Origin of the sequence: Vibrio sp. 10N.261.52.C11 (assembly GCF_041471405.1) — a bacterium.
In the GTDB taxonomy this organism is placed as follows: Bacteria; Pseudomonadota; Gammaproteobacteria; order Enterobacterales; family Vibrionaceae; genus Vibrio; species Vibrio crassostreae_C.
In genome coordinates this window covers 36,158-60,280 of sequence record NZ_JBFROI010000022.1, presented here as the reverse complement: position 1 = coordinate 60,280, position 24,123 = coordinate 36,158, and the positions used below count along the sequence as shown (strand labels likewise).

The window sequence follows — 24,123 nt, the reverse complement described above, 5'->3', positions numbered from 1 at the left end:
CTGTAGCTGACTCTTGTTATTGTTTTCTTTGTATTTATAGCCAGATCAATTCTCTGGTCTCATATACCGATTTCTCCTCCGGCTCTTTCAATACGCATAAACTGAGGCCCGTAATACAGGCGACAACAGAGTCTATTTTCTGGTTAGACATTTTGTTTTCTTTGATGGGCTTGATGTTCTCATTGGCATCAACATAGATATTCGCATTAGCACAACAGTATTCGAAAACACTGTCACCGCTATACCGAATGTTCTGAGTCATTATCAGCTGTTCAAACTCTTTGCTTGGCTCGCTCAGATTCTTGATGTTCTGCGGCACTGATACCATCGGTAAGCCTTCGTCTGATAGCTCAAAGCTGAGTTGTGTTGCTGAATAGGGATCGTAACCAATCGACTGAACATCAAACTGCTCGCAAAACTGCCGTAAATCGTCTTTGATAATGCGATAATCAGTAGCAATACCTTCCGTTAGTTCAAGGTAGTCATCTTGCGACCATTTTTGATATAGCAACCGTTGTCTGTCTGAGGTGCTTAGTAATGCGTCTTCCGGTAAATAGTGCCTGAAGAATACGTCGATACCACCGTCATCACGCGGGAAAATCAGGCTCATTGCTGTTAAGTCGAGCTTCTGTGCAAGGTCTAGTCCGATATAGCATTCGCGCCCCATGTAATCAGTCAGGTTGATGTCTGCTTTGCACTTTTGTACTTCTTGGATATCCAACCATGCATCGCTTGAGTTAACGAAGATATTGCAGTGTTTGGTGAGGTAGTTACCACGCGCTGACACCATTGCCTGTGCTTTGTTGCAAAGACGTTCCATATCCTCGTATTTCTTTGAAACACCAAGACACGGATTAGCCTTAAGCCAGCTATCAGGATCAGTGAAGTCATCTCCGGTATCCATGGTGTAAAGTGCCGCGAAGAACGTGTCATCGGCTCGTATACCTTCCAGAATTTCTTCGCCGTATTTCCATAGCTCATTTGCGATTCCATCCAAGATGAAACCTGCGGTTGATATAACGAAAATAAGCGGCTGTGTTCTCGCGCCTGTGGCAGTTTCGATAACGTCATAGACTTCACGTGTTTTATGAGCGTGGATCTCGTCTATCAGCGCACAATGGACATTGAGACCGTCGAGGTTGTTAGCGTCACTGGATAACGGTCTGAACTTGGCGTTTAGCTCTCGGCTGTATAGCTCCGCCTGATAAGCTTTAGCGACTTCCTTTAGATCACTGTTCACCAACATGTGCTTGGCATCATCAAAGACAATTCGGGCTTGGTCACGTGTCGTTGCGGCTGAATAGACTTCGGCACCCAGCTCACCATCAGCCAGCATTGCATAGAGACCAATACCAGATGCTAATGTCGATTTACCATTCTTACGGGCAACGAATACTTCTGCGGTTCTGAATCGGCGTGTTTGTTTCTTAGTAACCTTATCCTTCTGCTTTGTAACCCAGCCGAATATAGAGCCAACAATAAACTGCTGCCACGGCATGAGTTTCATTGGCGTTCCGGCGAGCTCTCCTTTTGTGTGCTTGATGAACTGGTAGAAGTCGATGGCACGTTGAGCACGCTTAGCATTGAATTCGTATTTAAAGTCTTTGGATTTGGCTCGTTTTAGGTCATTAAAGTGTCTTTCAGCAGCTAGCTTGATCCATTTGTTCGCTACGATCTCACCGGACAAGACTTGGTAACAGTATTTATGAACCCATTTAGACGACTGCTCTTGCTCCTTGAGCCTCGGGTATCTGTACTTGTCAGGAGGCATATCACTCCCCTTTCAAGAACTTCAACAACTCCGATTCGGTGTGTTCTTCTAGCTGTTCGACTTGCTTGCGTGATTTAGGTGTCATGCCAAAGTCACGAAGGCCATCCATGATGCGTTTGTGCGTATCGTCCATGACCTTGATAGCTGGATTCGGTATTCGTCTTACTTGGCCTTTGTCACCGATTTGTTGAATGACGACTTCCGGCTCTCCTGTTTCTGGATTGAACAAAGCCAGTTGTGCTTCTTTGTAGATGAAAAACATGTCAGCAATCATCATCGCTGCTAGCTTATCGGCTTCAGTGGCTTTGTTTTGTTGCTCGGCGAATGCCATTAAATCCTTGTAAAACCTGCGAATAATCTTGTTGGTTTCAAGTGTTTTGGGGGCGTTTTCCAAGCTGGATAAATCTGTTGTTTTTGCCATTTTGCCTCCTCTTCTTGTTGTTATTGGGTAAAAGGCAATGTTTTGTAGTGTATTTAGTGCTGGAAACGCGGAAGTTTACTGGAATGGCGGGTGTGAGCGGATCGGGGGAAAAAGTTTCAGAATCTCAGTTTGTAAAAATCGTACTGACGGTGCGCTTTGACAGCATACCTAGAGATATTTCTAGGCTACCCCCTTACAATCTTGTACGGTTTGAATATGAAAACCTAACGAATAGCAATAGGTAAAAACTTGTTATCTCACAGCTTTTCTTCAAACAGATTACTTACGAATTAAGTATCTGGTAATATGAATTCAATTTAACTGCATCAGCGCGTAAATATGAAATTAATCACTGACAAGCAAAGACATAGGGATGTAATTCGTTCTCTGAGAGCTAGGAAGAGCAAAAGTGCACTATCTCATGAGAACAATGATAGTGATGAAAAGGATAGGAATACATGGCTAGCGATAAATGAATGGATCAACACTGAATCTCGCAAGGGTTTAAAAGTCAGTCCTTGCAAAAGAGAAGGTAAGAAGAAGCGCAAAAACTACTTAGAAATAACACTGCCAGCAAAAATGGATTTCTACGGCAATTATGACGCTACTGTTCAAACTCTTACCGCGATACGAAAGTTTACGGATCTATTTGCTCATTTTGACGGCCGAAGAATACCATCGAAAGCGAAAAAAATTGGAACCGTTTGCTTTGATGAGCTTGAGTGTATTTCAACATCAGCAGCTCTTGTTCTTACTGCTGAAATCTCTAAATGGGACACATCAGTACTGAAGCGTTTAACACCGCAAGTTGATGGATGGTCAGACGATATATATTGTCAGTTCTCTCAATTGGGCTTCTTTGAACTTTTTAAAAACAAACCAGAAAAATCAATATCAGCACCAACAAAAAATCATAACTTTCAATTTGTTAAATATGTCAAAGGGTGTTGTGGTGACGTTGTCGACACCAAAGAAAAACGTGCAAAATTAAAGCAGGAAGTGATGGGATTAGTTGGTAGCTCAGTCCCAAAATGGATGATTTTACATAGTGGGATATCAGAAGCAGTAACTAACGTTACCCACCACGCCTATCCTGATAGTTCTATATGCAAAGATAAGTCTTGGTATCTAACTGGTTCATTCGATCAGCTTAGTAAGGAACTGAAAATAGCTTTCTATGATCAAGGCATAGGAATCCCCAATTCATTGCCAGAATCCAAGATCTGGGAAAAAGTACTAGCTTATTTTGCAAAGTTCAGTGTAGAAAAAGCCGAACAACTGCGTGATGCTACTCTAATCAAAGCTGCAGTAAGTATTGATAGAACAAGTACTGAAAAGAACGATCGAGGTAAGGGCTTACAAGATTTAATCGAGTTTATCAGAGAGTTGGGATCTGGGTACCTATCTATCATGAGCTATAAGGGGCTCTTCAAGTGCACCATAGAGAATGGTAAGGAAAAAATAAAATCTGAAAGCTTTGAAAGACCACTCCATGGTACACTGATCATTTGGAGTGTTGTTTTAGATGAGAGTACACAGCTATGATTCCCACTGTTTACATAGGTAGAGATTTCTTTGATGACCCTTGCGGTCGTTATTACACCGATGGTGACGGTAGTGGTGAGGAATTCAGAGAAGAAGTACTGAAACCTTTGCTGACTAGCTTACCCAAACTAAGAGTTAACATAAACATCGACGTTGAAGGATACGGCTCCTCATTTCTGGTTGAAGCATTTGGTGGACTAATAAAGCACGGTTATTTTACAAGTGAAAAAGTACGAGAAAAATTAATTATTGAAACCACTGACAGTGAGTATGAATTTTTTGAAAAGAAAATAAATGAATATATATTAAAAGCAAAATATAATTCAGAAGAATACAAATCATCAAAGGAAAAAGCAATTTCTTTAGGCGTATATAAAAGCATTATAAGTAAAGATTTTGTGAATGAGCTGATAAGGAACAAATAAGCTGTGAGTGAAAGCAATTCAAAATTCATCGAAAGTAAATACTGCATTTCCGAATTACACTTAGATGAGCTTATTGACAAGAATAGTGAGGAGTTTAGCACCCTCCTGAATCAATGCTCTTCAAAGACTGAATTGCTTGAGTTAAACAATGCAATATCACAACTATCCGCTAAAATATCGCAAGGGCTCTCTGGTACGGGAGAGATAATACATGATTTATCTTCATCAACCTTAGAAGCATCTGAAATAATTTCTGATAGTATCTCGACTAGCAGTCAGCTAACATCCAGTGTAGTCGATAAGAACTTATCCGGTCTTGCTAAAGTTGTTTCATCTATTCCAGATGGGTCTTATCCATTAGCATTTACATCTGGTGCGTTAGGAGCTTTGGTTGCAGCAGCAGCTGCATTTACTCTAAATTACTTCTACTGGAAAAAAGTAAACCAACACAACCGTCTATCTCACTTCGCAAGTGTCTCTATTGATCATTTACATGATTTCGAAAACTCTTCTGTCTGTTATTGGATATCCAATGAAAATAACTCAAAAAGCGAAGAAATGATAAAGTTAGAAATCAGAATCAGAACGCAATTTAGCATTTTGAAGAGCAGCCTAGAAGAGCTATGTAAGAAAATCCCTTCGAACTATCATGAAGATTCTTCAGAAATTAATAAAATAATTGAAGAAATGTATGATGATGCTACAGGAGGGAACTTTGAGAGCGCATCTAAAGTAAGAGATCGGAAATTAGCTTTAAAAATTTCCCGAAATTGTTTGAAAATAAAATCCATACTAATAAAATACTCACACAAAATTGGGGATTAATTATGTGGCTTATGATACTTTATTTTGCAACGACTGATTAACGAGATGAACTAGCAACTCAATATTGCCAGCCCTTTCCCCTTCTGAATAACTCTCAAACTCAATCGAGTTGTCATCAGCGTCATAGTGAAACTGATATATTTTATCTTTGTAGGCAAAAATACATCCGTTGATGTAGCTTGGAATGAACATTACTTTTTCCTTATTTGGTTGAACAACTCAGTTGCTGTGATCTGTTTTGGCTTTTTGCGCTCCGCTGTTTCCTTTGCTGTTTTATCGTTATGGCACTGATGGCACAGGCTCTGTAGATTTGAGACTACATAGGCGAGATCTAGATCATCCACCAACGGCTTGATGTGGTCTACTACGTCTACAGGCTTGATGATGTTGTACGTTAAGCAGATCTCACACAGTGGTGAGTCTTTAGCTTTACGAGCGCGTAGCTTTCGCCATTTGGCGCTTTGGTAGATGTGATCATTGACGGTAGTACTGGATCTGCTGTTTTGTTGCTTAGAGTGTGTTTTAGGCTTGTGCTGGTGACGGTCACAACGACCGTTTTCTACTGCTATCTGCTTACAGCTAGGGGCGGAGCAAATACTGCGTGGTGGCATTGTTCCTCCTATGATTTGGTGCCTTGCACGCGTATTTATGCAATTCTTATATCAATACCCAGCTCAGTCTTTACTACAGCTTCTAGCGTCGGCACATCTAGCTTTTGTTTTGTGTAAATGGCATCGTGTAACAGCAAACAATCCATCGGATCATCAAGCTCTTTTCGTATTAGCTGAATGATTTCTATCTCATACTTCTGGTACAGCCAGCAGATGTAAGTTGATCGGTAGTTACCCTTATATTGCCCTTCTTTGCTATGTCCTTGTTCGTATACATCACGAGCCGTTCTGAACTCCTCTAGCTTTTCCGGATACAACGCTTCTAACTCAGTTTTCAGTTGCTTTAGTTCTTCGTTGAACATTTGAAAAAGCGGATGCTTTGTTATCTGCTGAACTAGTGTCATCGGCAGCTCTTTGGCAATGCCAGTTTTGAAGGTAAGCGATGAACCAAAGCTTTTATGCAAGAATACTGTTTTGACGACGTTAACATCAGCGTCAGTGCCATCACATAACAGCTCTCTGAATCCCTGCACGTCATTCACGTACTGATCAATCGTGGGGTAAAGTGTTTTGTCATCAGCAAGGTTAAACAGGATCGTATAACTCGCTGCACTCAGGTCGTATTCAATGTAATCTTGCATTACATGCGCACGTAGCTCGCGCGAAATGTTGCCAATAGCTAGTGGACCTTTTCCGTACAAACGATCAGTCTTATTGCCCTTCACGTAATACTGAGGGATCTTGTTGTCGTGTAATCTATAAGCTTCACGTAAAGCCCAAGCATATAAGCGCTCTACTGGCTTGTCTGACTGCATCATAAAGCAAGTAATACCATGGCCGCTTGTTGAGCAGAAACTGCTGTCGTCGTAGCTGTCTGGCTTGTATGCAGCCCAATTATTTAGCTTGCTGACTGGTAGAGTGTCTGTGTCGATGAGAGTGTCTAACTTAGCCAGGAATGAATCATTCAGCATGTATGCTTGATTTGATTCACCTTGCTTGTAGGTGCCTGTAGCAACAAAAGCACCGCACTTCTGGTTGATGCTTCTGAATGTATTGTCGCTCTTGAAGAGCTTCATCATTGCCGAACGTCCACCAAGGTCATAGCTGTTGAAAATATGATTATGTTGGCGTTCGTTACATATACATTCAGAGATCAATTGGCAATAAACTTCATGGTACTTTCTCCATGCGCCTTTGCCCCGTCCTTTGAATAGTGTCTCGTTGAATAAGTTTGATTTGTTAGCCACTATTAAGTCCGCTAATATTTGTGTTTGGATTTGCATAAATACTCCTGTAAATACTTCGTTTACTTCAAATACGTCCTGTATTGAATAGCCCTGTTACCGCAGGGCTTTTTTGTGTCTGCTATTTTGATTCAGTAATGTTGATATTGTTCGCTGTGGAATGCCTGTAGCTTTACTGATACTTACTTGGCTATACCCTTGTGCTTTTAAGGCTTTGAGTTGCTTGATGTCTTCTTTCTTATATTTTGGCTTAGGGCCAGTCTTCTTCTTTTTAGATAATAAGCTTCGATCTACGTCCATAATGTTTCCTCCATTGCTACATCTATTTATTAAAAGCAGGCAATAGAGCGCTGTAATACAGCTAGAAATCAGTTAAATTAATAACCAACCAAACAGATTGGTGATATAGACCAATTTTAATAGGAGGTAAGTTGCGATTAAACGGAGAGGCAGTACTTATATTATAACAAATACAAGCCGATCTATTAAAAAGCAAATAAAGACAGGGCTAGGCAGCCAAAGCAAGCTTCGTCTGGCTCTCTGCACAAACACAACGGACAAGTCCTTATGTGCTTTGTTTGTGAGCATTTTTCTTGCTATTAATTGCTTTTTACAATGGAGTGAGCAGTTTCCCACTATACACTTTATAATAGTGCGCAATTAACAAAATAACATTGCTGAGCACTTATTTCTTATCTGCGCGCTATTATAAATTGTAGTGTTGGTGGGTTGGCTCACTCTAATATAACTGCTAGTAAAAGAAGATATGTTCACAAAGAAAGCTTGCCTTTCTGCACATGAACGAGATGAGCTGCAAGCTCAGCTCACTTTCCTCTTAGTTACATTCTATATCAAAGTTAACGCTTGTCAGTATTACTTCAATAAAGTCAGATTTAGTTATATTAATTTCATGAAATTCGATTAGTCATCTGTTTATTCCTTAGTTTCTTATACATAAAGAGCAGCTCACTTGAACTGCTTGGAGTTTGCTAGTTAGGTTAGTCAAAGTACTGCGATAAAAGACAAATTGGCTATGCTGCTTGTTGATGTTCCTTATATAAAGTTTCAAAAAACTCAATAGCGTTCTCTACTTGGTCGATATAGTCTTTGTTGAACTCGTAATCATCATACAAAGGACGAATAGCATCAGAAAGTACTTTGATAGCTATTGCGTGATAATCTTCATACACCCATTTCGTGAGCATACTGCCGCCAATATCAAAACTTACCTGTCCTATATAACGTTGCCCTTGAGCTGCTTCTTTTATGATCTCTAGAAGACCATCAACTGCATCATCTTTGGATTCTGAACCGCTGCGGATAGTTTCATACACCCAGTCCATACGCTCACGAATAGCGTCATGTGCAAAACTCAACGTTTCCATCTTTTGTTTTTTTGTCATTTTCTTGCTCATTATTTTTACCTTCTGTAGATTTTAAACGCACCTCACCTACACATAAGTACCTTGCGATCAATGAGATGCTATTTGCTTAGTTATGAAAACAGTGTCAACGCCAGTTCAAAATTGACCCACTTATCGACGTTATCGCCGAAGTAAAATTGACCCACCCACGTAATTAACCTTTACCTTCAGATAGACTTTCGAGAGCCGCTGGTATGGTTCCAGCCGCCTTCTTCCCTCGTAATCGGTAGCTTTCTCCACTGATTTGTACGATGTGCGAGTGATGAAGAAGTCTATCAAGTAGTGCTGCCGTTAGTGTCGTATCATCGGCGAACGCATTTGACCATTGCGAGAACGGCAAGTTACTGGTCACGATAATACTGCCTTGCTCATAACGTTTAGCGATGACGTTAAAGAACAAGTTGGCCTCTTCTCTGCCGAACGGTAGATACCCGATTTCATCGACGATAAGGAGTTTGGGCGCAAGCACACTCCGTCTAAAATAACTTTCAAGTTTACCCTGAGCTTTCGCTGTGGAGAGTTGAAGCATCAAGTCTGCTGCTGTGATGAAGCGCGTTTTTAGCCCTTTTTGCACCGCGAGTTGACCAAGACTCACCGCAAGATGGCTCTTGCCAACGCCACTTGGCCCTAATAATACTACGTTTTCCTTACGCTCGACGAAGGCCAACCCTGTTAGCTCCTTGAGCTGTTTTCTCGGAGCACCTGTTGCGAACTTGAAGTCGTAGTCATCGAACGTTTTTTCCATTGGGAAGCTGGCGAACTTAGTCAGCGTGGCTCTTGTGCGTTCCGTTCGTGCTTCCAACTCAGCGTTCAGAAGTGACTCTAAGTAATCGGCTAGGCTCAGTTCATGGCGGTTAGCGGCCTCTGCCAGTCTCGGCCATTCCTGACCGATAGCTTGTAACTTTAGTGCTGCACAAGCGGCTTCGATACGATTCGTTTGAAGGTTCATACTCGCACCTCCAACAACGCATCATAGGTTGAGAGAGGGTGCTGGAAGCTTTCAAGTGGCATCACACTATCGCTGATTGTTAATGGCGTGGCTGAGCGTGTCGGCGATGGTAGCGGCTGAAGTGTAAATCGCTCTTCGTCTAAGAGAGACTGAGGCTTCTTACCTGTTGTACCATGAGTTCGTTGATGAGCGACGGTTTCTAGCCAGGCGCCGATATGTCCATTCAGAACATCGGCGGTGATTTTAAGTCCATGCTGCTTGAGGGTCGCGGCAAGCGGAGTGACGAAGCTATTCTTCAAGTAGGCGTTAAATCGCTCCACTTTTCCCTTAGTCTTTGCGCGATATGGGCGACAGGCTCTTGGTTTAAAGTTGTATCTCTTGGCGGCGGTGAGCAGTGCTGGATTCCAACGGTGTTCACCTTCACCGTAAGCATCACGCTCTATCATGATGGCTTTCGCATTATCGAACAGCACTTCTTTGGGTACACCACCGAAGTATTCAAACGCTTCTTCAAGCCCTTCTATCCAGTCTTCTTGTCGCTCTCGTTCACTAAAACGAACGAACGTCGCTCTGCTATAACCCAGCGTTGCCACGAAGGCTTTAACGCGCACACCGTAATGAGTGATAGTCGTGAAGTCGACTTGCATCTGCTCACCTGGCAATGTCTCGAATCGAACCACAGGATCGACAGGCGTACTAGGTTTGTACTGTTTGATGTGCTCTTTGAGCATCGTTATACCGCCTTCGTAACCGAGAGATTTCAGCTCACGTAGTAAGACGGTTGCGGGTATCCAATAAGGCTTTGCGGCTTCAATCCGAGTACGCAAGTAGTTATGGTAAGGCTGTAGCTTGGTTGTTCGAGACTGACGCTCGGGATACACAGGCGCTTTGTCTCTATTTCGAAGATAAGTGCGAACGGTATTCCTTGAGATACCCATATCCTTTGCGATGCGGCGGATGCTTCGCCCTTGCTGATGTAAAACGTGTATTTCCACTAGTTGCTCCTGATTGATCATAATCCGCCGCTTTGTTCATGTTACGAACGGATAGTTTGACTCAGGTGGGTCAATTTTAAATCGGCGTTAGTGGGTCAGTTTTACATCGGCGGTGACAACAGCCTGTAGACGGCTGCGCAATCGGGTGTTATACGGTTGATTAGTTGAGCATTGCAGCTAATGCTTTCAGCTGAAAACTTAGTGCTACATCATTTTTTAGCTCATAGCTGCTATCGATATACTCGTTGATTTGCTCAGCCAGTGCGTTTGCTGTGCTCTTGAAAGTACGACACAACTCTTCGAGATCTTGAATCTCCTTGCCTGCATTGAACTCTGCCTCCATTACCCCTTTAGTTGCGTGTTTCTTTACAGCAGGGAGTGACTCAAAGTCATCGCATAGATTGCGGTACGCCCATAGATGCTGACCACGCAGATTCGCTAGCTCGTCCATAAGTGCGCCAAGGCTTTCGATTGATTTGTTTTGTTTGTTGTACATTTGATGTCCTCGTTTGTCATGTGCTTGATGATTTAATTTAACGAAAATATGAACGACCGTTTATTGAGTTATTACAATGAGGACAAAGCAAACATAAGGCGCTGATTAATAGATGGTATTATAGATATTAAGAGTAGCTTTTCATTTACCAGAATACATCATATGATTCTAACCACTGCTTTTACTGAAGATATCGCTTAAAATATGAGCAACAAAACAATGGTTCAGAACTTGATACTGCACACTGACGTACTTGAATACAGCGATCGCAGGCTAGCTATATTTAAGCGTGTGAATACTAAGCAGCCTTCGAAGCTTGAAATGATGCTCACAGCGGCAGAGCAGCAGCAAGAAGCACCAGCAACACCTCAAAAGTCATCAAAGCTTGCAATGATGCTTGCCACCGCTAAGAAGCAACAAGAAACAGAGCCCGAAGCGTTGAAGCTTCCTGTAGGTGTAATCCCCAAACAGCAGGTATACAGACTACAGCAAAGCAAGCAGGTAAATGCCAAATTGAAGACTCGCAGAGTCTCAATGTTCACATCGCAATCACTAAGGCTTTGCTTTTTATCTACTGACGTTGCTTATTATCAAAATGATTATGATGACGCCATCCATCACGCTAAGCAGCATTTGGAAACACGCAAAAAGCTAGCCCCTCTACTTACAGCAACCGACTTAACGCTAAGTGTAGAGAACAGTAGCTACCGAATAGGGAAAAGCCTCGATAAAGCCAAAGCAAGGGTCTATGACAAGTTCAAAAATGAAGGTTGGGAAATGTTGTGTAATAGGCCACGTGTTAAATAACCTTTTACATCGGAATCAGTACCAACATTCAAGTAATAAGTGTGGTATTCAGTTAGTTTCAACCCAAAAAAGAGCCAGTCGCAAAGGCTGCGGCTGGCTTATAGATAGTGTGAACAATCTGTATTCACTAACAACGTCAATTGGCAAAGTGACCGTTAGCGGTCAAAAGTATGTATGGTCTCAGTTTAACCGAAGTCGTTCTAATGGGTTGAGATTTCGCGTAAAACTACGATCGCCTAAACGGAGTGTATTATCCCAAGTAAACGGTGTAAGCGCTTCTTTCATAGCTCTTTCCGCTATACGGTACACTATTGTTGTCTTTGACGACTCATGTGCTATTTCTTGGTACTCGCTTGTTAATCCAAGCTTGATCTCAGCCCGCCGAAATAAGTGCGTGTATTTCATCTCCTCCCCTAGGGGAACGGAGCTTGCTATCTCCGCTAGAACCGACACAACCAAGACATGCCATCGCCCAAACATCCACAGTCTCGAATAGTCCGGCCCAACTTCATAAATTGGCACTGCTGACGACTTGAGTATTTTGGGGATTTTAGGGTTCTTCATTTCTTGAGTCGGAAAAAACAAACCATTATCTTTCATGAAATTTGACCATGCTCGATAGTCTTTTTTGAATAGCACATCACTTGAGTCTTCATAGGTCAATTGCTGATCCATATCTATCGCATTGACTCGATCTTTGAGCTTTTGAAGTTCATGTTTACGCAAGCACTCTTGTCTGAAACGTTGAACAGATTCATTTATCCATTGTTCGCGCTTTTCTGCTCGTCCCCAAGCCCAAATTGGTTTCTTCTTATCCTTTGAAATAGCCTTCCGTACAATGAAACTGCCCTCTATTTCGGGGAGCATATTCTCAGCACTCGTATGCAACAGATAAACTAGATGTATCGGATGCTCAATACCATTTCTTCCAATCTTTGTTGCTTTCAGCAAATAGTAATCATTATTTTTTCAACGACTTCAACGGTATCAACCTTTACACTGCTCTCTGTAAAAACATCCCACTCCTGCCGGAACTCCTTTCCTTCGATACTCTGAGTCAGTACTTCACGCAATGTTGGTAAAAATACTTTATTCGTCGATATAACACGCCTACTGGCTTTCTGAGCACTCGCGACGTTTTTGTTAAACAAAGCTTTAGCTTCATGTTCAATCTTTAGCTCATAGTCAGCTATCAGTTTGTCTCGGCACCATGGGTATAACCACGTGAACTTTACGTGGTTGTTTGCCATTCGTTTCAACTCATCTCTGATATCAACGTCCGTGCTACGATCCAAAAAGTACTCTAACGCTGGTTGCTTTTTACTTCTAATGAAGGACTTTTTTTCTTCTTCACACGGGTGATGGACACATATTTCAATCAGAAGCTCACCAACATCCGTATGTAACCATACATCTATAAAAGAATTCTCTAACTTGTATTCAATCTCAGCATCATGAACAGCAACTGACTTTGCTGCATGATTTAAGGTCTCGCCTTTATAATTAAAATGTACTTCGGGCAAGTTTACGATTTTTGAGTTCAAGAAATAATGCTGTGCAGCAAGGTGAAGCTGCGTCATCCGGCACGACTTAGACTCATCTAAGTTTGCGTGATAAAAGTGATTGCTAACTTCTACGCATTGGTTTTTAGCATATAGAGTGTCTTTGCAGCTTGGGCATAGGCATATACAGCCTGCTGATTTACCGTTTTCAACCTCTTCAACATGAACTAACTTACCGTCATGCTCTCTAATTGCGTATTCAATCATTGTAGCTTCAAACTTCGATAAATATGTAACATCTCACACTGCTTAGAAAGCGAGCTATTCATGCTTCGCCTGTCGATAAAAAGTCTCTTAATTGATTTAATTTAAGTAGTAGTTCGTCAAACGTTACGATTTGTACGTCCTTCGAATTTCGACGATAGATCTCAAATGACTTCTTCATATCCTCATCTTCGGGTAACGTACCTATTATTAGGACACAACTTATAGCATACGATTCAATATCATACATTCTTGAGTTAACTTTAATGTTGGCAATATTCTGTTGTAGATGATATCGCTGATCTAGCACTTGGCAGACTGAACCTGCTAAGTCCTTACTCGCAGAGTAAACTGCTCCTCTATATGCCGTTTTATTCAACAACTGTGTAGAAGGTTTTTTAATTTCAACAATTGCTAGATTGTTTGTCAGTCCGTTTTTTACGAGATAGTCAGCAATTTTTTCCCCCTCTCCTGATAGGCGCTTCCCTCCAATTGATGCTTGATCCCGTACCTTTATAGCTGGATAACCAAAGGTTAACGACAAGATAAAAGGATTATCATTGAAAAGTTTCTGCCACATATCTTCGGTCGACTTTCTATCAAGCAATTGCTCAAATTGCTCAATCAGCCTCTCTAGAGTCACTAACTCAATATCGTTCTTCAGCTTTCCTAAAGTCTCAGGCTTAGAGTTCGAAAAAACAGCCTTATCTTGAGTAACTAGCTCGAGAGCCGCTTGTTTATCATGGTCTGAAATCTTTATGCGCAGCATTTTTGATATCGCATCATTCGAAGTTGGAAGTAATTTTTGCTCTCTACCTAAGCGAAACGCTAAGTGGTTATACATTGAAGCTGTTTTGGTAAGTTTTGCTGCTTTTCTGGCTCGATTAGTTAGACGATTACATACTTTGCGCATTTCATCATAGTCATACCAATTCAAGAAAAAGCAATCGTCCTGATCCCCCGTATCCTCCTCTGTACAGATAACAAGGATGCTTTTATCTGTAAATTCTTCAACAGCATCGATGATAAACCGTAGCTCTTTTTTTAAACCTAATCCGTAGCGGATATCTTTAACAAATCCAGATGGAAGAAGCTCTAGTCCATCAATTACATCTTGTTCATTTTCAGGGATACGGACTTGCTCAACAGGGATGGTTATCTCTGATATCTTTTTATACTTACATTCGAGATACTGTTTGTGTCCAATGGACGTGACAACCGGAAACACCGAAATGCAGCTATGATTCGCATCAAAGGTAAGGATGTGTACCCGCGGTGCGCTTACTTCAGTTGTCCTATCAGAATCAGATCCAATAAAAAAGTCCAGCTCGTCCTTTGGTGGGGTATAATATACTTCTGCCATCAATGGATGTACTAGTTCGATAGTCAAATCCAATTCACCCTGAATGCTATCTTCAGGAAGTAACCTAGCCATTCTTTGCCCCCCAATAATCTGCAACTGTCACATAGTACTCGCTGAGAGCATAGTTAACTAGTTGCTATACAAATAAAACACTATGATATCTCATTCTCTTGGAAGTACAGCTTGTAGCACTCGATCCATCTTCTCATCAATCTTATCTACTTTGTCTTCAATACGATCTATGTGGCTTTTTTGCGCTGTTTGCTCATTCTGCACTACAGCGATAGTAGTCTTAACATCGCTTACTTGGTCATTGGTTTTCTCCTGTCGCTGCCACCTATCGTTGTCTACACTTTGCAGCTTCTCAATATGGTTTACAGACGCTTCAACCTTGTCGATTCGTTCACGCTGGGTCTGCTGATATGCATTGCGTGCTAACCAGCCAATGAGCGCCAACACAACGCTGATACCAGCTAGAACCAGTCCGGTGATAATATCTCCTGTCATATATGCTCCTTGTTGTTTTTATTATTAGAGTCATTAAAAAAGGCAGCCGAAGCTGCCTACTATTTATGTACGAGTTGTTGATTACAGGTTTAAGTACTCTTTCACTTCTTGCTGTGATTCAAAACCTAGAAAGTTTTCACCGTTGTCTTTTACAAGTACTACTGGCCCGGCAATTACCTTGCCCCCCTGCACGACAAAGTGCTCTGGAATGAGTCTATCAAGTGGGTGATCTTTGGGAACCGCCCAAACGATACTACCGTTAATGAGAGCTTCTTCATTCATTAGCAAAGCTCCACCATCCAAGTACGTAATGACCTCGATTCGGCCACCGACTAGTTTCTGAAGAGACGTTAAAGCGTTTTTTTCAACGCTTTCATATGACTGAACCAGTACGTATTCGTCATTCTCTTTCTTGAGTTCCCATTTTATTACAATTGACATAGCAACCTCATCTTATTGTTTTAACGAGGTTTTTTATACTATGACCAGAGTCGGACTGGTTGCAAGTTAATCAACAAGATTCCAAGGGCTGGAAAATAACAGCGCAGTAGAAGATACTGAGCCAAACGAAAAACAAGGAACTAAAATGTCTAAATTTATCTTCCCTCTTGTCATCTTTATTCTGGCTGGCTTTTTTATCTACAGAACGTGGACAAACAATAAAGCAGCTGAAGAAAACTTTGCGGCAGGACAAGCATTCTTAACAGAAAATAGTACCAAGGAAGGAGTGATTACCACACACAGTGGGCTTCAATACAAAGTACTTCAGGAAGGCACAGGATCTACCCACCCAACCGCAAGCAGCACTGTCAAAGTTCACTATCATGGAATGCTTACGGACGGCACAGTCTTCGACAGCTCTGTTGAACGCGGCGAACCAATCTCATTCCCTCTAGGTAAAGTCATTAAAGGTTGGCAAGAAGGCTTGCAGCTAATGGTTGAAGGACAAAAAGTCCGCTTGTTCATCCCAAGCACACTTGGATATGGCAAGAGTGGTAGTGGCCCAATCCCACCTGCAGCTGTTCTCGTATTTGACGTTGAGCTTTTAGAAATCAAGTAAACGAAAACTACAGTGGTTTACAATGGAACAGCACGCTAATCGACGGCACTGTTTTCGACAGCTCTGTTGAGCGCGGCGAGCCAATCTCATTTGCTCTTAAGCAAGTAATTAAAGGCTGGCAAGAAGGTTTGACTTACATGGTTGAAGGCCAAAAAGTTCGTCTATTTATTCCAAGCACTCTAGCTTACGGTAAAGGCGGTTCAGGCCCTATCCCACCATCATCGACTCTGATTTTTGATGTAGAACTCATCTCTATCAAATAATCGAAGTTACTGATTTAAGCCCCAACATACGCGCTATGTCGGGGCTTTTTTATATCTGAACATTTGAAGCCTCTTTAGATATTGAGCTATTTAGCTATTTAGCTATTTAGCTACTGTAACAACGACCAAATATACCCTCGAAAACCGACCACTAGACGACTGGTCTAATTTAACTTATAGTACCGCCCATGAACGAAAAAACGAATGACACACGCCTGCATGTTTTAGATGTTGGCTACCAATTAATAGTGAACAACGGCTTTAACGGCGTTGGCTTATCGCAATTGCTTAAAGAAGCGGACGTGCCGAAAGGGTCGTTTTACCACTACTTTAAATCGAAAGAGCAATTTGGCGAGGCTCTGATCCAGCACTATTTTGAGACCTACATCAGCAGAGTTGAAACTATTTTGGTTCATGGTGAAGGCAACCATTACCAGAGAATTGTCAGTTATTTCACTCGATGGTCACAGATTGAAAACGGCACCTGCAATGCTCATAAATGCTTGGTCGTTAAACTCAGCGCGGAAGTTTCTGATCTTTCTGATCCTATGCGCCAAGCGCTATTAAAGGGTGCAGAAAAAGTGACGAATACCATCGAACAGTGCATTGTCGGCGGTATTGAAGATGGCTCCATAAAGGTTGAAGAGAGCCAAGAAGCAGCTCAGAACCTATACTCAATGTGGTTAGGCGCCAGCTTATTGAGCAAGCTGAGCCAAAGCTCACATAGCTTACAGTCAGCTTTGAGCCTTACCGAACGAATTTTAAAAGGTGAAAGCTAATAACGCGCAGCGCGCTTTATTGGCTTTAACTTAAAAAAATCACCCGCCCTCTTATCAATTTGATGACGGCGGGATTTTTAGACAACAAGACTAGACGACTGGTCTAATTCTAAATGTATAAAATACACAATTAAGGACATCCAATGACTCAACAAGACAATCGCCGAATCGTATTGGCTTCTCGCCCAGTTGGCGCACCGACTCAAGACAACTTCCGTTTAGAGACAATAGCTGCGCCAAGCATCAAAGACGGCGAGATGTTACTTCGCTCAGTTTACCTTTCTCTAGACCCATACATGCGTGGTCGTATGAGCGATGCTAAATCCTACGCAGATCCCGTTGCGATTGATGAAGTGATGGTAGGCGCAACCGTATGTCAGGTTGAAGAATCAAACCACGCTGATTACGAAATTGGCGAGTGGGTACTGGCTTACACAGGTTGGCAAGATCTTGGTGTGTCTAACGGTGAAGGCCTTATCAAACTAGGTAAAGAACCAACGCACCCTTCTTACGCGCTTGGCATCATGGGTATGCCTGGTTTTACTGCTTACATGGGCTTGCTTGATATCGGCCAACCTAAAGAAGGCGACACGCTAGTCGTTGCAGCAGCAACAGGTGCTGTAGGCGCAACCGTTGGACAAATCGGCAAACTAAAAGGCTGTCGTGTTATCGGCGTTGCAGGCGGTCAAGAGAAGTGTCAGTACGCGAAAGAGATTCTTGGCTTTGATGAATGCATCGACCACAAAGCTGACGACTTCGCGGAGCAATTGGCTAAAGCGTGTGACAACGGCATCGACGTTTACTTTGAAAACGTTGGCGGCAAGGTATTCGATGCAGTAATGCCTCTGCTTAACACAGGTGCTCGTATTCCTGTGTGTGGCCTTATCTCTCAATACAATGCGACTTCACTGCCTGAAGGACCAGATCGTATGTCTAGCCTGATGGGTATGCTGCTTGTTAAAAGAATTAAGATGCAAGGTTTCATCATCTTTGATGACTACGCACACCGTTACAACGAATTTGCTGTTCAAATGACAGAATGGTTGTCTCAAGGCAAGATGCACTATCGTGAGCACCTGGTTGAAGGTCTAGAAAATGCGCCACAAGCATTCATGGGCCTATTGGAAGGTCAGAACTTCGGTAAGCTTGTTATCAAAACGAACGAAGCTAAATAAATTCAATAAACTGAACCCGTTAACTAGGTAGAATCATGATTACTTTGCATCACCTGAATAAGTCGCGCTCAAAGCGCATCATCTGGCTATTGGAAGAGCTTGGGGTAGATTACCAAATCAAACCCTACCAACGAGACAGTGTCACTTTTCTTGCACCACCAGAACTCAAATCCATTCACCCATTGGGTAAATCTCCTGTCATTGAAGACGATGGCGTCGTGATCACTGAATCTGGTGCTATCACGGAATACCTAATCGACAAATACGGTCAGGGTAAGTTCGCACCTACACGCGGCACCGCAAACTACGTTGAGTATTCGCAATGGCTTCACTTCGCTGAGAGTTCAGGTATTTTGCCAATGCTGCTTAAGATCTTTGTAATGAAGGACGGCTGCGAAACTAACTTCCTAGGCGGTTATGCAGACGATGAAAACCAAAAGATCTTAACTTACGTGAATAATGCACTTGAAGGTAAAACCTACTTGGTTGCAGACACATTAACAGGTGCAGATTTTATGATGTCGTTCATCGTAGAAATCGTTGGTAACTTTGGTGCAACTGCGCTTTACCCTAACATCGCTAAATACGGTGAACTTTTAAAGAGCCACCCTGCTTACCAAAAAGCTGAGCAAGTAGAGCTAGAACACTCGAACTGATCGAGTTTCACTCAAACACGTGCTTGCTAGAGTAAACACAAGAAACTAAATGAAGCCAAAGCCGATTTATCTTCTGCTTTGGCTTCTCATTTGTCTTCATTTCGACAACAATACCGAACTCTAACTGAACAGCCATAGAGTTTGATCTTAATGCCAACAAACGTCGCTCAATACACACCTCTGCACCTAGCAAACACGAATGTCGATTTAGCGCTACCGACTCGTTTTACGTTTCCGTATTACTATACCCCGCACCCTGTGTGTGAATTCGCTATGCTGCAGCTTCAGCAATCACTTGTCGACTGTGGTGTGAATGAAACCTCGCAAGGTAATCTCTACGCTGTGCTTCTTGTTCAGAATCCAACCACACAAGGGTTAGGTTACCTTTCTGCGTTTTCAGGCTTGCAGTTAGATCCGGCTTTGGTCTCTCAGTTAAACAACATTCACTTTGTTCCACCAGCCTTCGATTCAAAACAGTTTCAATCTCAAAACAGTGCGAACCTTGCTCGACAATTGCAGCTCTCGGACGACATTGAAAAGCTGCAACAGTCGCACAATCTAGACACATTATTGGCCGAGCTTGAAGGGTTAAAAATCGAATCAGCAAAAGCTATCGAAGCCTTTCAGTTAGCAATGGCCGCAAACAAAGCTCAGCGTAACGAACTCAGAGAACAAGCCAATCAAGAAAAAGCATTAGGGAATCTAGAGTCAGCGGCGAATTTGCTCAAACAACTGGGCAATCAAAGTAGCCAAGAGAAACGTGACCTAAAAGCACTTCGTATTGAGTGGAAACAGAAGATCGCAGAGCGCCAATCACAAATTGATTTGATTGAAAGCGAACTGAAAAACCGTAAGCAAGATCACCAAGCAGTTTCACAACAGTTGGAAACTCAACGCCTCTCTCACTATCGCTTTATCAATCAAGCCAAGCAATCTAAGAATTTACTCGAGTTGCTCGATGGTAAAGACGCGCTTGAAGGCTCTGGTGACTGCTGCCTACCAAAGCTGCTTAACTTCGCCTTTGAACACGGGTTCAAGCCGTTAGCTTTGTCTGAATTTTGGTGGGGATTACCGCCTACAGACATCATTCGACAACACGCAAACCTCTACCCTGTTTGTCAGAGTAAAAGCTTTGAGATCCTCGAACACCAGTTAAGTGGCATAGAGCTAGAAGATAACCCGCTTATCGTGAACCCTGCGGTTGGTAAGTCTTTTAATATTGTTTATGAAGACGATGAAATCGTAGTCGTCAATAAGCCAGAAGAGTTCTTGTCGGTTCCCGGTAAGTTCATCGAAGATTCAGTTTATACCCGCATAAAAGCGCGTTACCCGGATGCGACTGGTCCTTTGATTATCCATAGGTTGGATATGTCGACGTCAGGTTTGTTGATCTTGGCGCTCACGGCGGAATCAAACAAGCATATTCAGAAGCAGTTCATTAATAGAACCGTAGAGAAACGCTACACCGCTTTGTTAGATGGCGAGATAACGGGCGAATCTGGCAATATCAGCCTTCCTTTGCGCGGCGACATCACGGACAGACCAAGACAACTGGTTTGTCACCAACACGGCCGAAATGCAGAGACCCATTGGCAAGTGGTTAGCACTCACAATGGCAAAACCAAGGTTCACTTGTACCCTAAAACAGGGCGAACCCACCAGCTGCGAGTGCACTGTGCTCATCCATTAGGGCTTGCTGTACCTATTCGTGGTGACGACTTATACGGATACAAACGCGAGCGCTTACACCTGCACGCTGGCTACTTAAAGTTGATTCACCCGACAACCGGTGAATGGATGGAGTTTGAAGTGCCTTCCGAGTTCTAAACTCTAACTTATCGAGCTAAGACTCTTATCTCACTCAATATTTGATCTCATAAAACGCATCAAGGTTCTACAACTGCTTAAGGTATAGAACCCTGATATTTAATTTTAATGTGATTATCACAGTTCATTAGCGTACTTTAGTTACTGAGTTCAATACTGCAGACGCCTAGCCCATCACATCTTTGCGCTGGTCAACACATTCGAAAGAGCCCATTTCGAACTCGCGACAGATCCATGGTCGGTTTTCGTAGATAGTACACATCAGTGTTTCTCTATCTACCGCAGAACACCAGCCGTCGTCTAAGCGCTTCATGGTTTCACCGCCCCATTCATCATAAGCGATGTGCTCTTCAGGTACGCCCGTATCTGTGATGATCATAACCTCTAAACGACAACAGCATGCCTGACAATTTGCACAGGTTACTTCGGGTTCGGTTACGTTCTTTATATCTATCGTCATAAGTGACTACACTGCTAAATTTTGCGTATAGTAATCGAAACCGCCCGCTACGGCTAATAAAGATAGTGCGGCGCGGCGTTTTCATTGATGTAGAAATAACAAAGGGCGCTGTGATTCACTCACAACACCCATAATATTTCGACTTTTCAGCGCGGCTTATCGCCACAGGCTCTATTTAGAACAGGCTCGCGAAGAACAGCTTAACGTAGTCTATTAAACGTTTGAACAAACCGCCCTGTTCAACCGCTTCAAGCGCGATCAAAGGCTGAGTTTGAACATCTTCGCCATCAACGGTGTAATGAACCACACCTAGAGTTTGACCTTCTGCAATTGGCGCTTTCAGTTCAGAGTTAAGCTCGATAGATGCAGTCAGCTTTTTACTGTCTGACTTAGGCAACGTAATGAACGTGTCTTCTGCCACACCTAATTTCAATGTGTCTTGCTCACCAAACCATACCTTCTCTTCAGCCACTTGATCGCCGCCTTTATGCGGGTTTAGTGTATCGAAGAAACGGAAACCGTAGCTCAACAGCTGTTTGCTGTCTGATTCACGGCTCTTAACGCTTGATGCGCCCATCACAACCGCGATAAGTCTCATCTCACCTTGTGTCGCTGAACTCGCCAAACTGTAGCCAGCACCAGAGGTGTAGCCCGTTTTCATGCCATCAACGGTTAAGCTTCTATCACGCAACAAGCCATTACGGTTATGTTGAGTGATGCCGTTGTAACTGAAAGAGCGTTCGCTGTATAAGCCATACACATCCGGTAAATCACGAATAATGGCACGACCGAGTAACGCGATATCGTAAGGAGTCGAATAGAGGTCGTCTGCATCCAAACCATGTGCATTGGCAAAATGGGTGTTTTCTAGCTTCAGAGAGGTAGCCCAAGAGTTCATCAGGTCAACGAATGCATCTTGTGAGCCTGCAACATGCTCTGCAATCGCAACGCTAGCATCATTACCGGATTGAATAATCAAGCCACGATAAAGATCCATCATTGCTACATCGGTGTTTACTTCGATGAACATTTTTGAAGAGTCTGGGAAGTTCTTCGCCCACGCGTTCTCACTGATTCGTACCTGATCATCAGCAGAGATGTTGCCTCGCTTCATCTCTTGACCTGCCACATAACTGGTCATCAGTTTGGTCAAGCTTGCTGGGTTTAACTTCGTATGTGCGTTTTTTTCTACCAGCACATCACCAGAATTAAAATCAATTAACACATACCCTTTTGCGCCTAGGCTAGGTGGGCTTGGTACTATAGAAGGTGCTGCGATAGCTGCATTACTTACCATCGCGGCGTTACTTACAATGAATATACTTAATAGAGGGAGAGAGTATTTGGAAAACAGTTTCATTGAATCAAACCTAAGTTAACGTTTTGAGCAGTATAGACAAATGCTAGCAAAAGAAGCGCGAACTTTACGTTGCTTTACGTATTTGTACCATTCGTTACAAATAAAAAAGTATAATCTGCGATCTGACCATATTTTCCACAACTAATATTTACTCCACGAATGCATTCAACGCCTAATGCTATCGCTCAGGCATGCGTCTAAATAACATTTCAACAAAGCCAGTAATACGCTGTTTGCTCTCGCTTGGCTCTAAATCAGGTTGGATGCCAGACTGTGCTAATGCTTGCCATTGTACGACCTCTGAGTTAGGTACGAAAAACGCAATGTACAACGACCCTTTCTCCGCGACTTTACCTTCACCATCGTAAAATGGCACACCAGTAAATAGCTTAATCGCATCGAAGATAGACTCATCGTTCAGTTCCGATTCTTCCGCTAATCCAAAGCCTACAACAACATCACCGACACCATCCTGCTTTAACTGATAACCTTTACTTGAGAGCTGTTCTTGAATCGAATCACGCACTAAATCGGTTACCACGGTTTCATCGTATTTTTGAGAAAGGTAAACCTTTTCTGACTCAGGGTGCCAGGAGTACGTCATCACGCCGTGTTTCATGAAACCAAAGTCACCGCTAGTGACCACACCATAATTGTGTGTGGGTGGTATTTCTTGCGTAGAGCATGCGGTCAGCCCAATAGCCATCAAAGCCAATAGTGCTGCTTTTTTTATGCTTTTTGTTGCACAAATGGATCGTTTTATCATTCGAGGCTTCCTTACCTATATAAGAATAACTATCAATTCAACCTCCAACATAAATAGTAATTATGTTAATAGAAAGGTCATTAAACGTTTGCGTAATCGCTAACCTTCACCTCTGTCTGTTTTGGGGGTTTAATCACAAAAACAGAGTTGGTATAGTTCTCCCCGTTAAACAAAACCAGACCATTCGAGGCACGGAGCTTCCTCAATCATCTCATGAAGAGAAGAATTGGTACCGACAAAGTATCGGCAAATTTAAGAGGGTCAAACAATGGAATTCAATATGGTTGAAATTTTAGGTTACGCTGCGTCTATTATGGTCGCAATTTCATTAACAATGAAAGATATCGTTCGTCTGCGTGTCCTTAACTTTATTGGCTGTGCACTCTTCACAGCATACGGCATCATGATTGACGCATGGCCAGTTGCAGCCACCAACGGCTTTATCGCTTGTGTAAACATCTACTTCCTTGCAAAAATGCAAAAGGAAAAAAAAACGGAAGCGATGAAAGCAGCGAAAGCTTAAATTAACGATTAGCCTTTCAAATAATTCTGAAAAAGCCCAAATAAAGCGGATCTATTTGGGCTTTTTTATATCTGTTATTCCTCTACACGCTCACTACCTTCTACT

28 protein-coding genes and 1 pseudogene are annotated in these 24,123 nt (G+C 42.5%); 11 read left to right on the top strand and 18 right to left on the bottom strand.

Going from position 1 to position 24,123, the window contains the following annotated elements; all coding sequences use genetic code 11:
• Positions 1-34 precede the first annotated feature (34 nt).
• Together AB4323_RS08520 and AB4323_RS08515 are read right to left on the bottom strand one after the other, a co-directional pair.
• Positions 35-1,771 (bottom strand): terminase large subunit, encoded by a 1,737-nt coding sequence (locus AB4323_RS08520; protein WP_372152164.1) that lies wholly within the window; start codon positions 1,769-1,771, stop codon positions 35-37.
• Position 1,772: 1 nt separating this feature from the next.
• Positions 1,773-2,192: a P27 family phage terminase small subunit gene (locus AB4323_RS08515; protein ID WP_137034107.1), complete on the bottom strand. Its 420-nt coding sequence runs from the start codon at positions 2,190-2,192 to the stop codon at positions 1,773-1,775.
• Positions 2,193-2,531: 339 nt separating this feature from the next.
• Here AB4323_RS08515 and AB4323_RS08510 point away from each other — a divergent pair, with 339 nt between their 5' ends.
• Genes AB4323_RS08510 through AB4323_RS08500 form a run of 3 tightly spaced genes read left to right on the top strand, consistent with a single transcriptional unit; the run spans position 2,532 to position 4,987 of the window.
• Positions 2,532-3,737, top strand: coding sequence for a hypothetical protein (locus AB4323_RS08510; RefSeq protein ID WP_258619237.1), 1,206 nt, complete (start codon positions 2,532-2,534; stop codon positions 3,735-3,737).
• A complete protein-coding gene (locus AB4323_RS08505) occupies positions 3,734-4,162 on the top strand; it encodes an STAS-like domain-containing protein (RefSeq protein ID WP_258619236.1) in 429 nt (142 codons plus the stop codon). The genes AB4323_RS08510 and AB4323_RS08505 overlap by 4 nt, the downstream gene beginning before the upstream one ends.
• A gap of 3 nt (positions 4,163-4,165) precedes the next feature.
• Complete coding sequence (locus AB4323_RS08500; protein ID WP_262637642.1) at positions 4,166-4,987, top strand: hypothetical protein; 822 nt, start codon at positions 4,166-4,168, stop codon at positions 4,985-4,987.
• A gap of 9 nt (positions 4,988-4,996) precedes the next feature.
• Here AB4323_RS08500 and AB4323_RS08495 read toward each other — a convergent pair whose 3' ends face one another.
• From AB4323_RS08495 to AB4323_RS08460, 8 genes are all read right to left on the bottom strand, one after another.
• The gene (locus AB4323_RS08495) at positions 4,997-5,179 is read right to left on the bottom strand and encodes a hypothetical protein (RefSeq protein WP_262637641.1); all 183 of its coding nucleotides are present in this window, start codon (positions 5,177-5,179) and stop codon (positions 4,997-4,999) included.
• A complete protein-coding gene (locus AB4323_RS08490) occupies positions 5,179-5,598 on the bottom strand; it encodes an HNH endonuclease (RefSeq protein ID WP_262637640.1) in 420 nt (139 codons plus the stop codon). The genes AB4323_RS08495 and AB4323_RS08490 overlap by 1 nt, the downstream gene beginning before the upstream one ends.
• Before the next feature lie 35 nt (positions 5,599-5,633).
• The gene (locus AB4323_RS08485) at positions 5,634-6,881 is read right to left on the bottom strand and encodes a hypothetical protein (RefSeq protein WP_372152162.1); all 1,248 of its coding nucleotides are present in this window, start codon (positions 6,879-6,881) and stop codon (positions 5,634-5,636) included.
• A 57-nt stretch (positions 6,882-6,938) separates the two neighbouring features.
• Positions 6,939-7,142, bottom strand: coding sequence for a hypothetical protein (locus AB4323_RS08480; protein WP_262637638.1), 204 nt, complete (start codon positions 7,140-7,142; stop codon positions 6,939-6,941).
• 731 nt (positions 7,143-7,873) lie between these two features.
• A complete protein-coding gene (locus tag AB4323_RS08475; protein WP_372152160.1) occupies positions 7,874-8,257 on the bottom strand; it encodes a hypothetical protein in 384 nt (127 codons plus the stop codon).
• A gap of 163 nt (positions 8,258-8,420) precedes the next feature.
• The gene (gene istB, locus AB4323_RS08470) at positions 8,421-9,215 is read right to left on the bottom strand and encodes an IS21-like element helper ATPase IstB (RefSeq protein WP_372152158.1); all 795 of its coding nucleotides are present in this window, start codon (positions 9,213-9,215) and stop codon (positions 8,421-8,423) included.
• Positions 9,212-10,231: an IS21 family transposase gene (istA, locus tag AB4323_RS08465; RefSeq protein ID WP_372152156.1), complete on the bottom strand. Its 1,020-nt coding sequence runs from the start codon at positions 10,229-10,231 to the stop codon at positions 9,212-9,214. The genes istB and istA overlap by 4 nt, the downstream gene beginning before the upstream one ends.
• A gap of 139 nt (positions 10,232-10,370) precedes the next feature.
• Positions 10,371-10,706, bottom strand: a complete 336-nt coding sequence (locus tag AB4323_RS08460; protein ID WP_029795008.1) for a hypothetical protein — start codon at positions 10,704-10,706, stop codon at positions 10,371-10,373.
• A 204-nt stretch (positions 10,707-10,910) separates the two neighbouring features.
• On the opposite strand from AB4323_RS08460, the gene AB4323_RS08455 reads away from it, so the two are divergent.
• Positions 10,911-11,513 (top strand): hypothetical protein, encoded by a 603-nt coding sequence (locus AB4323_RS08455; protein WP_372152154.1) that lies wholly within the window; start codon positions 10,911-10,913, stop codon positions 11,511-11,513.
• 180 nt (positions 11,514-11,693) lie between these two features.
• Here the strand turns inward: AB4323_RS08455 and AB4323_RS08450 are convergent, their stop codons facing one another.
• From AB4323_RS08450 to AB4323_RS08430, 5 genes are all read right to left on the bottom strand, one after another.
• Entirely contained in the window at positions 11,694-12,464 is a 771-nt protein-coding gene (locus AB4323_RS08450; RefSeq protein WP_372152152.1) for a hypothetical protein, read from the bottom strand.
• Positions 12,458-13,282, bottom strand: a complete 825-nt coding sequence (locus tag AB4323_RS08445) for a hypothetical protein (protein WP_372152151.1) — start codon at positions 13,280-13,282, stop codon at positions 12,458-12,460. Before AB4323_RS08445 ends, AB4323_RS08450 begins: the two co-directional genes overlap by 7 nt.
• 58 nt (positions 13,283-13,340) lie before the next feature.
• Positions 13,341-14,714 (bottom strand): Shedu immune nuclease family protein, encoded by a 1,374-nt coding sequence (locus AB4323_RS08440; RefSeq protein WP_372152149.1) that lies wholly within the window; start codon positions 14,712-14,714, stop codon positions 13,341-13,343.
• A 90-nt stretch (positions 14,715-14,804) separates the two neighbouring features.
• On the bottom strand, positions 14,805-15,149 hold the full coding sequence (locus tag AB4323_RS08435; protein ID WP_372152148.1) for a hypothetical protein: 345 nt from the start codon (positions 15,147-15,149) through the stop codon (positions 14,805-14,807).
• Positions 15,150-15,230: 81 nt separating this feature from the next.
• Positions 15,231-15,590: a hypothetical protein gene (locus AB4323_RS08430; protein ID WP_372152146.1), complete on the bottom strand. Its 360-nt coding sequence runs from the start codon at positions 15,588-15,590 to the stop codon at positions 15,231-15,233.
• A gap of 145 nt (positions 15,591-15,735) precedes the next feature.
• On the opposite strand from AB4323_RS08430, the gene AB4323_RS08425 reads away from it, so the two are divergent.
• The 6 genes and pseudogenes from AB4323_RS08425 to AB4323_RS08400 all read left to right on the top strand — a co-directional run bounded on the left by AB4323_RS08425 (position 15,736) and on the right by AB4323_RS08400 (position 20,909).
• Complete coding sequence (locus AB4323_RS08425) at positions 15,736-16,209, top strand: FKBP-type peptidyl-prolyl cis-trans isomerase (protein WP_053302689.1); 474 nt, start codon at positions 15,736-15,738, stop codon at positions 16,207-16,209.
• Positions 16,210-16,238: 29 nt separating this feature from the next.
• A pseudogene (locus tag AB4323_RS08420) lies at positions 16,239-16,472 on the top strand (FKBP-type peptidyl-prolyl cis-trans isomerase); the annotation flags it as partial.
• Between the two features lie 188 nt (positions 16,473-16,660).
• The gene (locus AB4323_RS08415) at positions 16,661-17,251 is read left to right on the top strand and encodes a TetR/AcrR family transcriptional regulator (RefSeq protein ID WP_017062643.1); all 591 of its coding nucleotides are present in this window, start codon (positions 16,661-16,663) and stop codon (positions 17,249-17,251) included.
• A gap of 143 nt (positions 17,252-17,394) precedes the next feature.
• Positions 17,395-18,426, top strand: a complete 1,032-nt coding sequence (locus AB4323_RS08410) for an NADP-dependent oxidoreductase (RefSeq protein ID WP_017062644.1) — start codon at positions 17,395-17,397, stop codon at positions 18,424-18,426.
• 35 nt (positions 18,427-18,461) lie between these two features.
• Entirely contained in the window at positions 18,462-19,082 is a 621-nt protein-coding gene (locus AB4323_RS08405; RefSeq protein ID WP_017064479.1) for a glutathione S-transferase family protein, read from the top strand.
• A 150-nt stretch (positions 19,083-19,232) separates the two neighbouring features.
• Entirely contained in the window at positions 19,233-20,909 is a 1,677-nt protein-coding gene (locus tag AB4323_RS08400; RefSeq protein WP_102333491.1) for an RluA family pseudouridine synthase, read from the top strand.
• Positions 20,910-21,075: 166 nt separating this feature from the next.
• Here AB4323_RS08400 and AB4323_RS08395 read toward each other — a convergent pair whose 3' ends face one another.
• The 3 genes from AB4323_RS08395 to AB4323_RS08385 form a co-directional block, all read right to left on the bottom strand.
• On the bottom strand, positions 21,076-21,369 hold the full coding sequence (locus tag AB4323_RS08395; protein WP_080582263.1) for a YkgJ family cysteine cluster protein: 294 nt from the start codon (positions 21,367-21,369) through the stop codon (positions 21,076-21,078).
• A 175-nt stretch (positions 21,370-21,544) separates the two neighbouring features.
• Positions 21,545-22,729 (bottom strand): D-alanyl-D-alanine carboxypeptidase family protein, encoded by a 1,185-nt coding sequence (locus tag AB4323_RS08390; RefSeq protein WP_017064476.1) that lies wholly within the window; start codon positions 22,727-22,729, stop codon positions 21,545-21,547.
• Between the two features lie 178 nt (positions 22,730-22,907).
• Positions 22,908-23,495, bottom strand: coding sequence for a DUF4136 domain-containing protein (locus AB4323_RS08385; protein WP_102333490.1), 588 nt, complete (start codon positions 23,493-23,495; stop codon positions 22,908-22,910).
• 268 nt (positions 23,496-23,763) lie between these two features.
• On the opposite strand from AB4323_RS08385, the gene AB4323_RS08380 reads away from it, so the two are divergent.
• Positions 23,764-24,018, top strand: coding sequence for a YgjV family protein (locus AB4323_RS08380; RefSeq protein ID WP_017068159.1), 255 nt, complete (start codon positions 23,764-23,766; stop codon positions 24,016-24,018).
• The last annotated feature ends 105 nt before the right edge of the window (positions 24,019-24,123 follow it).

Bases quoted from the DNA above. Each gene is read 5' to 3' on its own strand.
- AB4323_RS08445 (WP_372152151.1), bottom strand. From the start codon at position 13,282: ATGATTGAATACGCAATTAGAGAGCATGACGGTAAGTTAGTTCATGTT.
- AB4323_RS08505 (WP_258619236.1), top strand. From the start codon at position 3,734: ATGATTCCCACTGTTTACATAGGTAGAGATTTCTTTGATGACCCTTGC.
- AB4323_RS08405 (WP_017064479.1), top strand. From the start codon at position 18,462: ATGATTACTTTGCATCACCTGAATAAGTCGCGCTCAAAGCGCATCATC.
- AB4323_RS08395 (WP_080582263.1), bottom strand. From the start codon at position 21,369: ATGACGATAGATATAAAGAACGTAACCGAACCCGAAGTAACCTGTGCA.
- AB4323_RS08435 (WP_372152148.1), bottom strand. From the start codon at position 15,149: ATGACAGGAGATATTATCACCGGACTGGTTCTAGCTGGTATCAGCGTT.
- AB4323_RS08455 (WP_372152154.1), top strand. From the start codon at position 10,911: ATGAGCAACAAAACAATGGTTCAGAACTTGATACTGCACACTGACGTA.
- AB4323_RS08490 (WP_262637640.1), bottom strand. From the start codon at position 5,598: ATGCCACCACGCAGTATTTGCTCCGCCCCTAGCTGTAAGCAGATAGCA.
- AB4323_RS08415 (WP_017062643.1), top strand. From the start codon at position 16,661: ATGAACGAAAAAACGAATGACACACGCCTGCATGTTTTAGATGTTGGC.
- AB4323_RS08460 (WP_029795008.1), bottom strand. From the start codon at position 10,706: ATGTACAACAAACAAAACAAATCAATCGAAAGCCTTGGCGCACTTATG.
- AB4323_RS08380 (WP_017068159.1), top strand. From the start codon at position 23,764: ATGGAATTCAATATGGTTGAAATTTTAGGTTACGCTGCGTCTATTATG.
- istA (WP_372152156.1), bottom strand. From the start codon at position 10,231: ATGATCAATCAGGAGCAACTAGTGGAAATACACGTTTTACATCAGCAA.
- AB4323_RS08510 (WP_258619237.1), top strand. From the start codon at position 2,532: ATGAAATTAATCACTGACAAGCAAAGACATAGGGATGTAATTCGTTCT.
- AB4323_RS08475 (WP_372152160.1), bottom strand. From the start codon at position 8,257: ATGAGCAAGAAAATGACAAAAAAACAAAAGATGGAAACGTTGAGTTTT.
- AB4323_RS08385 (WP_102333490.1), bottom strand. From the start codon at position 23,495: ATGATAAAACGATCCATTTGTGCAACAAAAAGCATAAAAAAAGCAGCA.
- AB4323_RS08390 (WP_017064476.1), bottom strand. From the start codon at position 22,729: ATGAAACTGTTTTCCAAATACTCTCTCCCTCTATTAAGTATATTCATT.
- AB4323_RS08425 (WP_053302689.1), top strand. From the start codon at position 15,736: ATGTCTAAATTTATCTTCCCTCTTGTCATCTTTATTCTGGCTGGCTTT.
- AB4323_RS08440 (WP_372152149.1), bottom strand. From the start codon at position 14,714: ATGGCTAGGTTACTTCCTGAAGATAGCATTCAGGGTGAATTGGATTTG.
- AB4323_RS08410 (WP_017062644.1), top strand. From the start codon at position 17,395: ATGACTCAACAAGACAATCGCCGAATCGTATTGGCTTCTCGCCCAGTT.
- AB4323_RS08495 (WP_262637641.1), bottom strand. From the start codon at position 5,179: ATGTTCATTCCAAGCTACATCAACGGATGTATTTTTGCCTACAAAGAT.
- AB4323_RS08520 (WP_372152164.1), bottom strand. From the start codon at position 1,771: ATGCCTCCTGACAAGTACAGATACCCGAGGCTCAAGGAGCAAGAGCAG.
- istB (WP_372152158.1), bottom strand. From the start codon at position 9,215: ATGAACCTTCAAACGAATCGTATCGAAGCCGCTTGTGCAGCACTAAAG.
- AB4323_RS08480 (WP_262637638.1), bottom strand. From the start codon at position 7,142: ATGGACGTAGATCGAAGCTTATTATCTAAAAAGAAGAAGACTGGCCCT.
- AB4323_RS08515 (WP_137034107.1), bottom strand. From the start codon at position 2,192: ATGGCAAAAACAACAGATTTATCCAGCTTGGAAAACGCCCCCAAAACA.
- AB4323_RS08430 (WP_372152146.1), bottom strand. From the start codon at position 15,590: ATGTCAATTGTAATAAAATGGGAACTCAAGAAAGAGAATGACGAATAC.
- AB4323_RS08485 (WP_372152162.1), bottom strand. From the start codon at position 6,881: ATGCAAATCCAAACACAAATATTAGCGGACTTAATAGTGGCTAACAAA.
- AB4323_RS08400 (WP_102333491.1), top strand. From the start codon at position 19,233: ATGCCAACAAACGTCGCTCAATACACACCTCTGCACCTAGCAAACACG.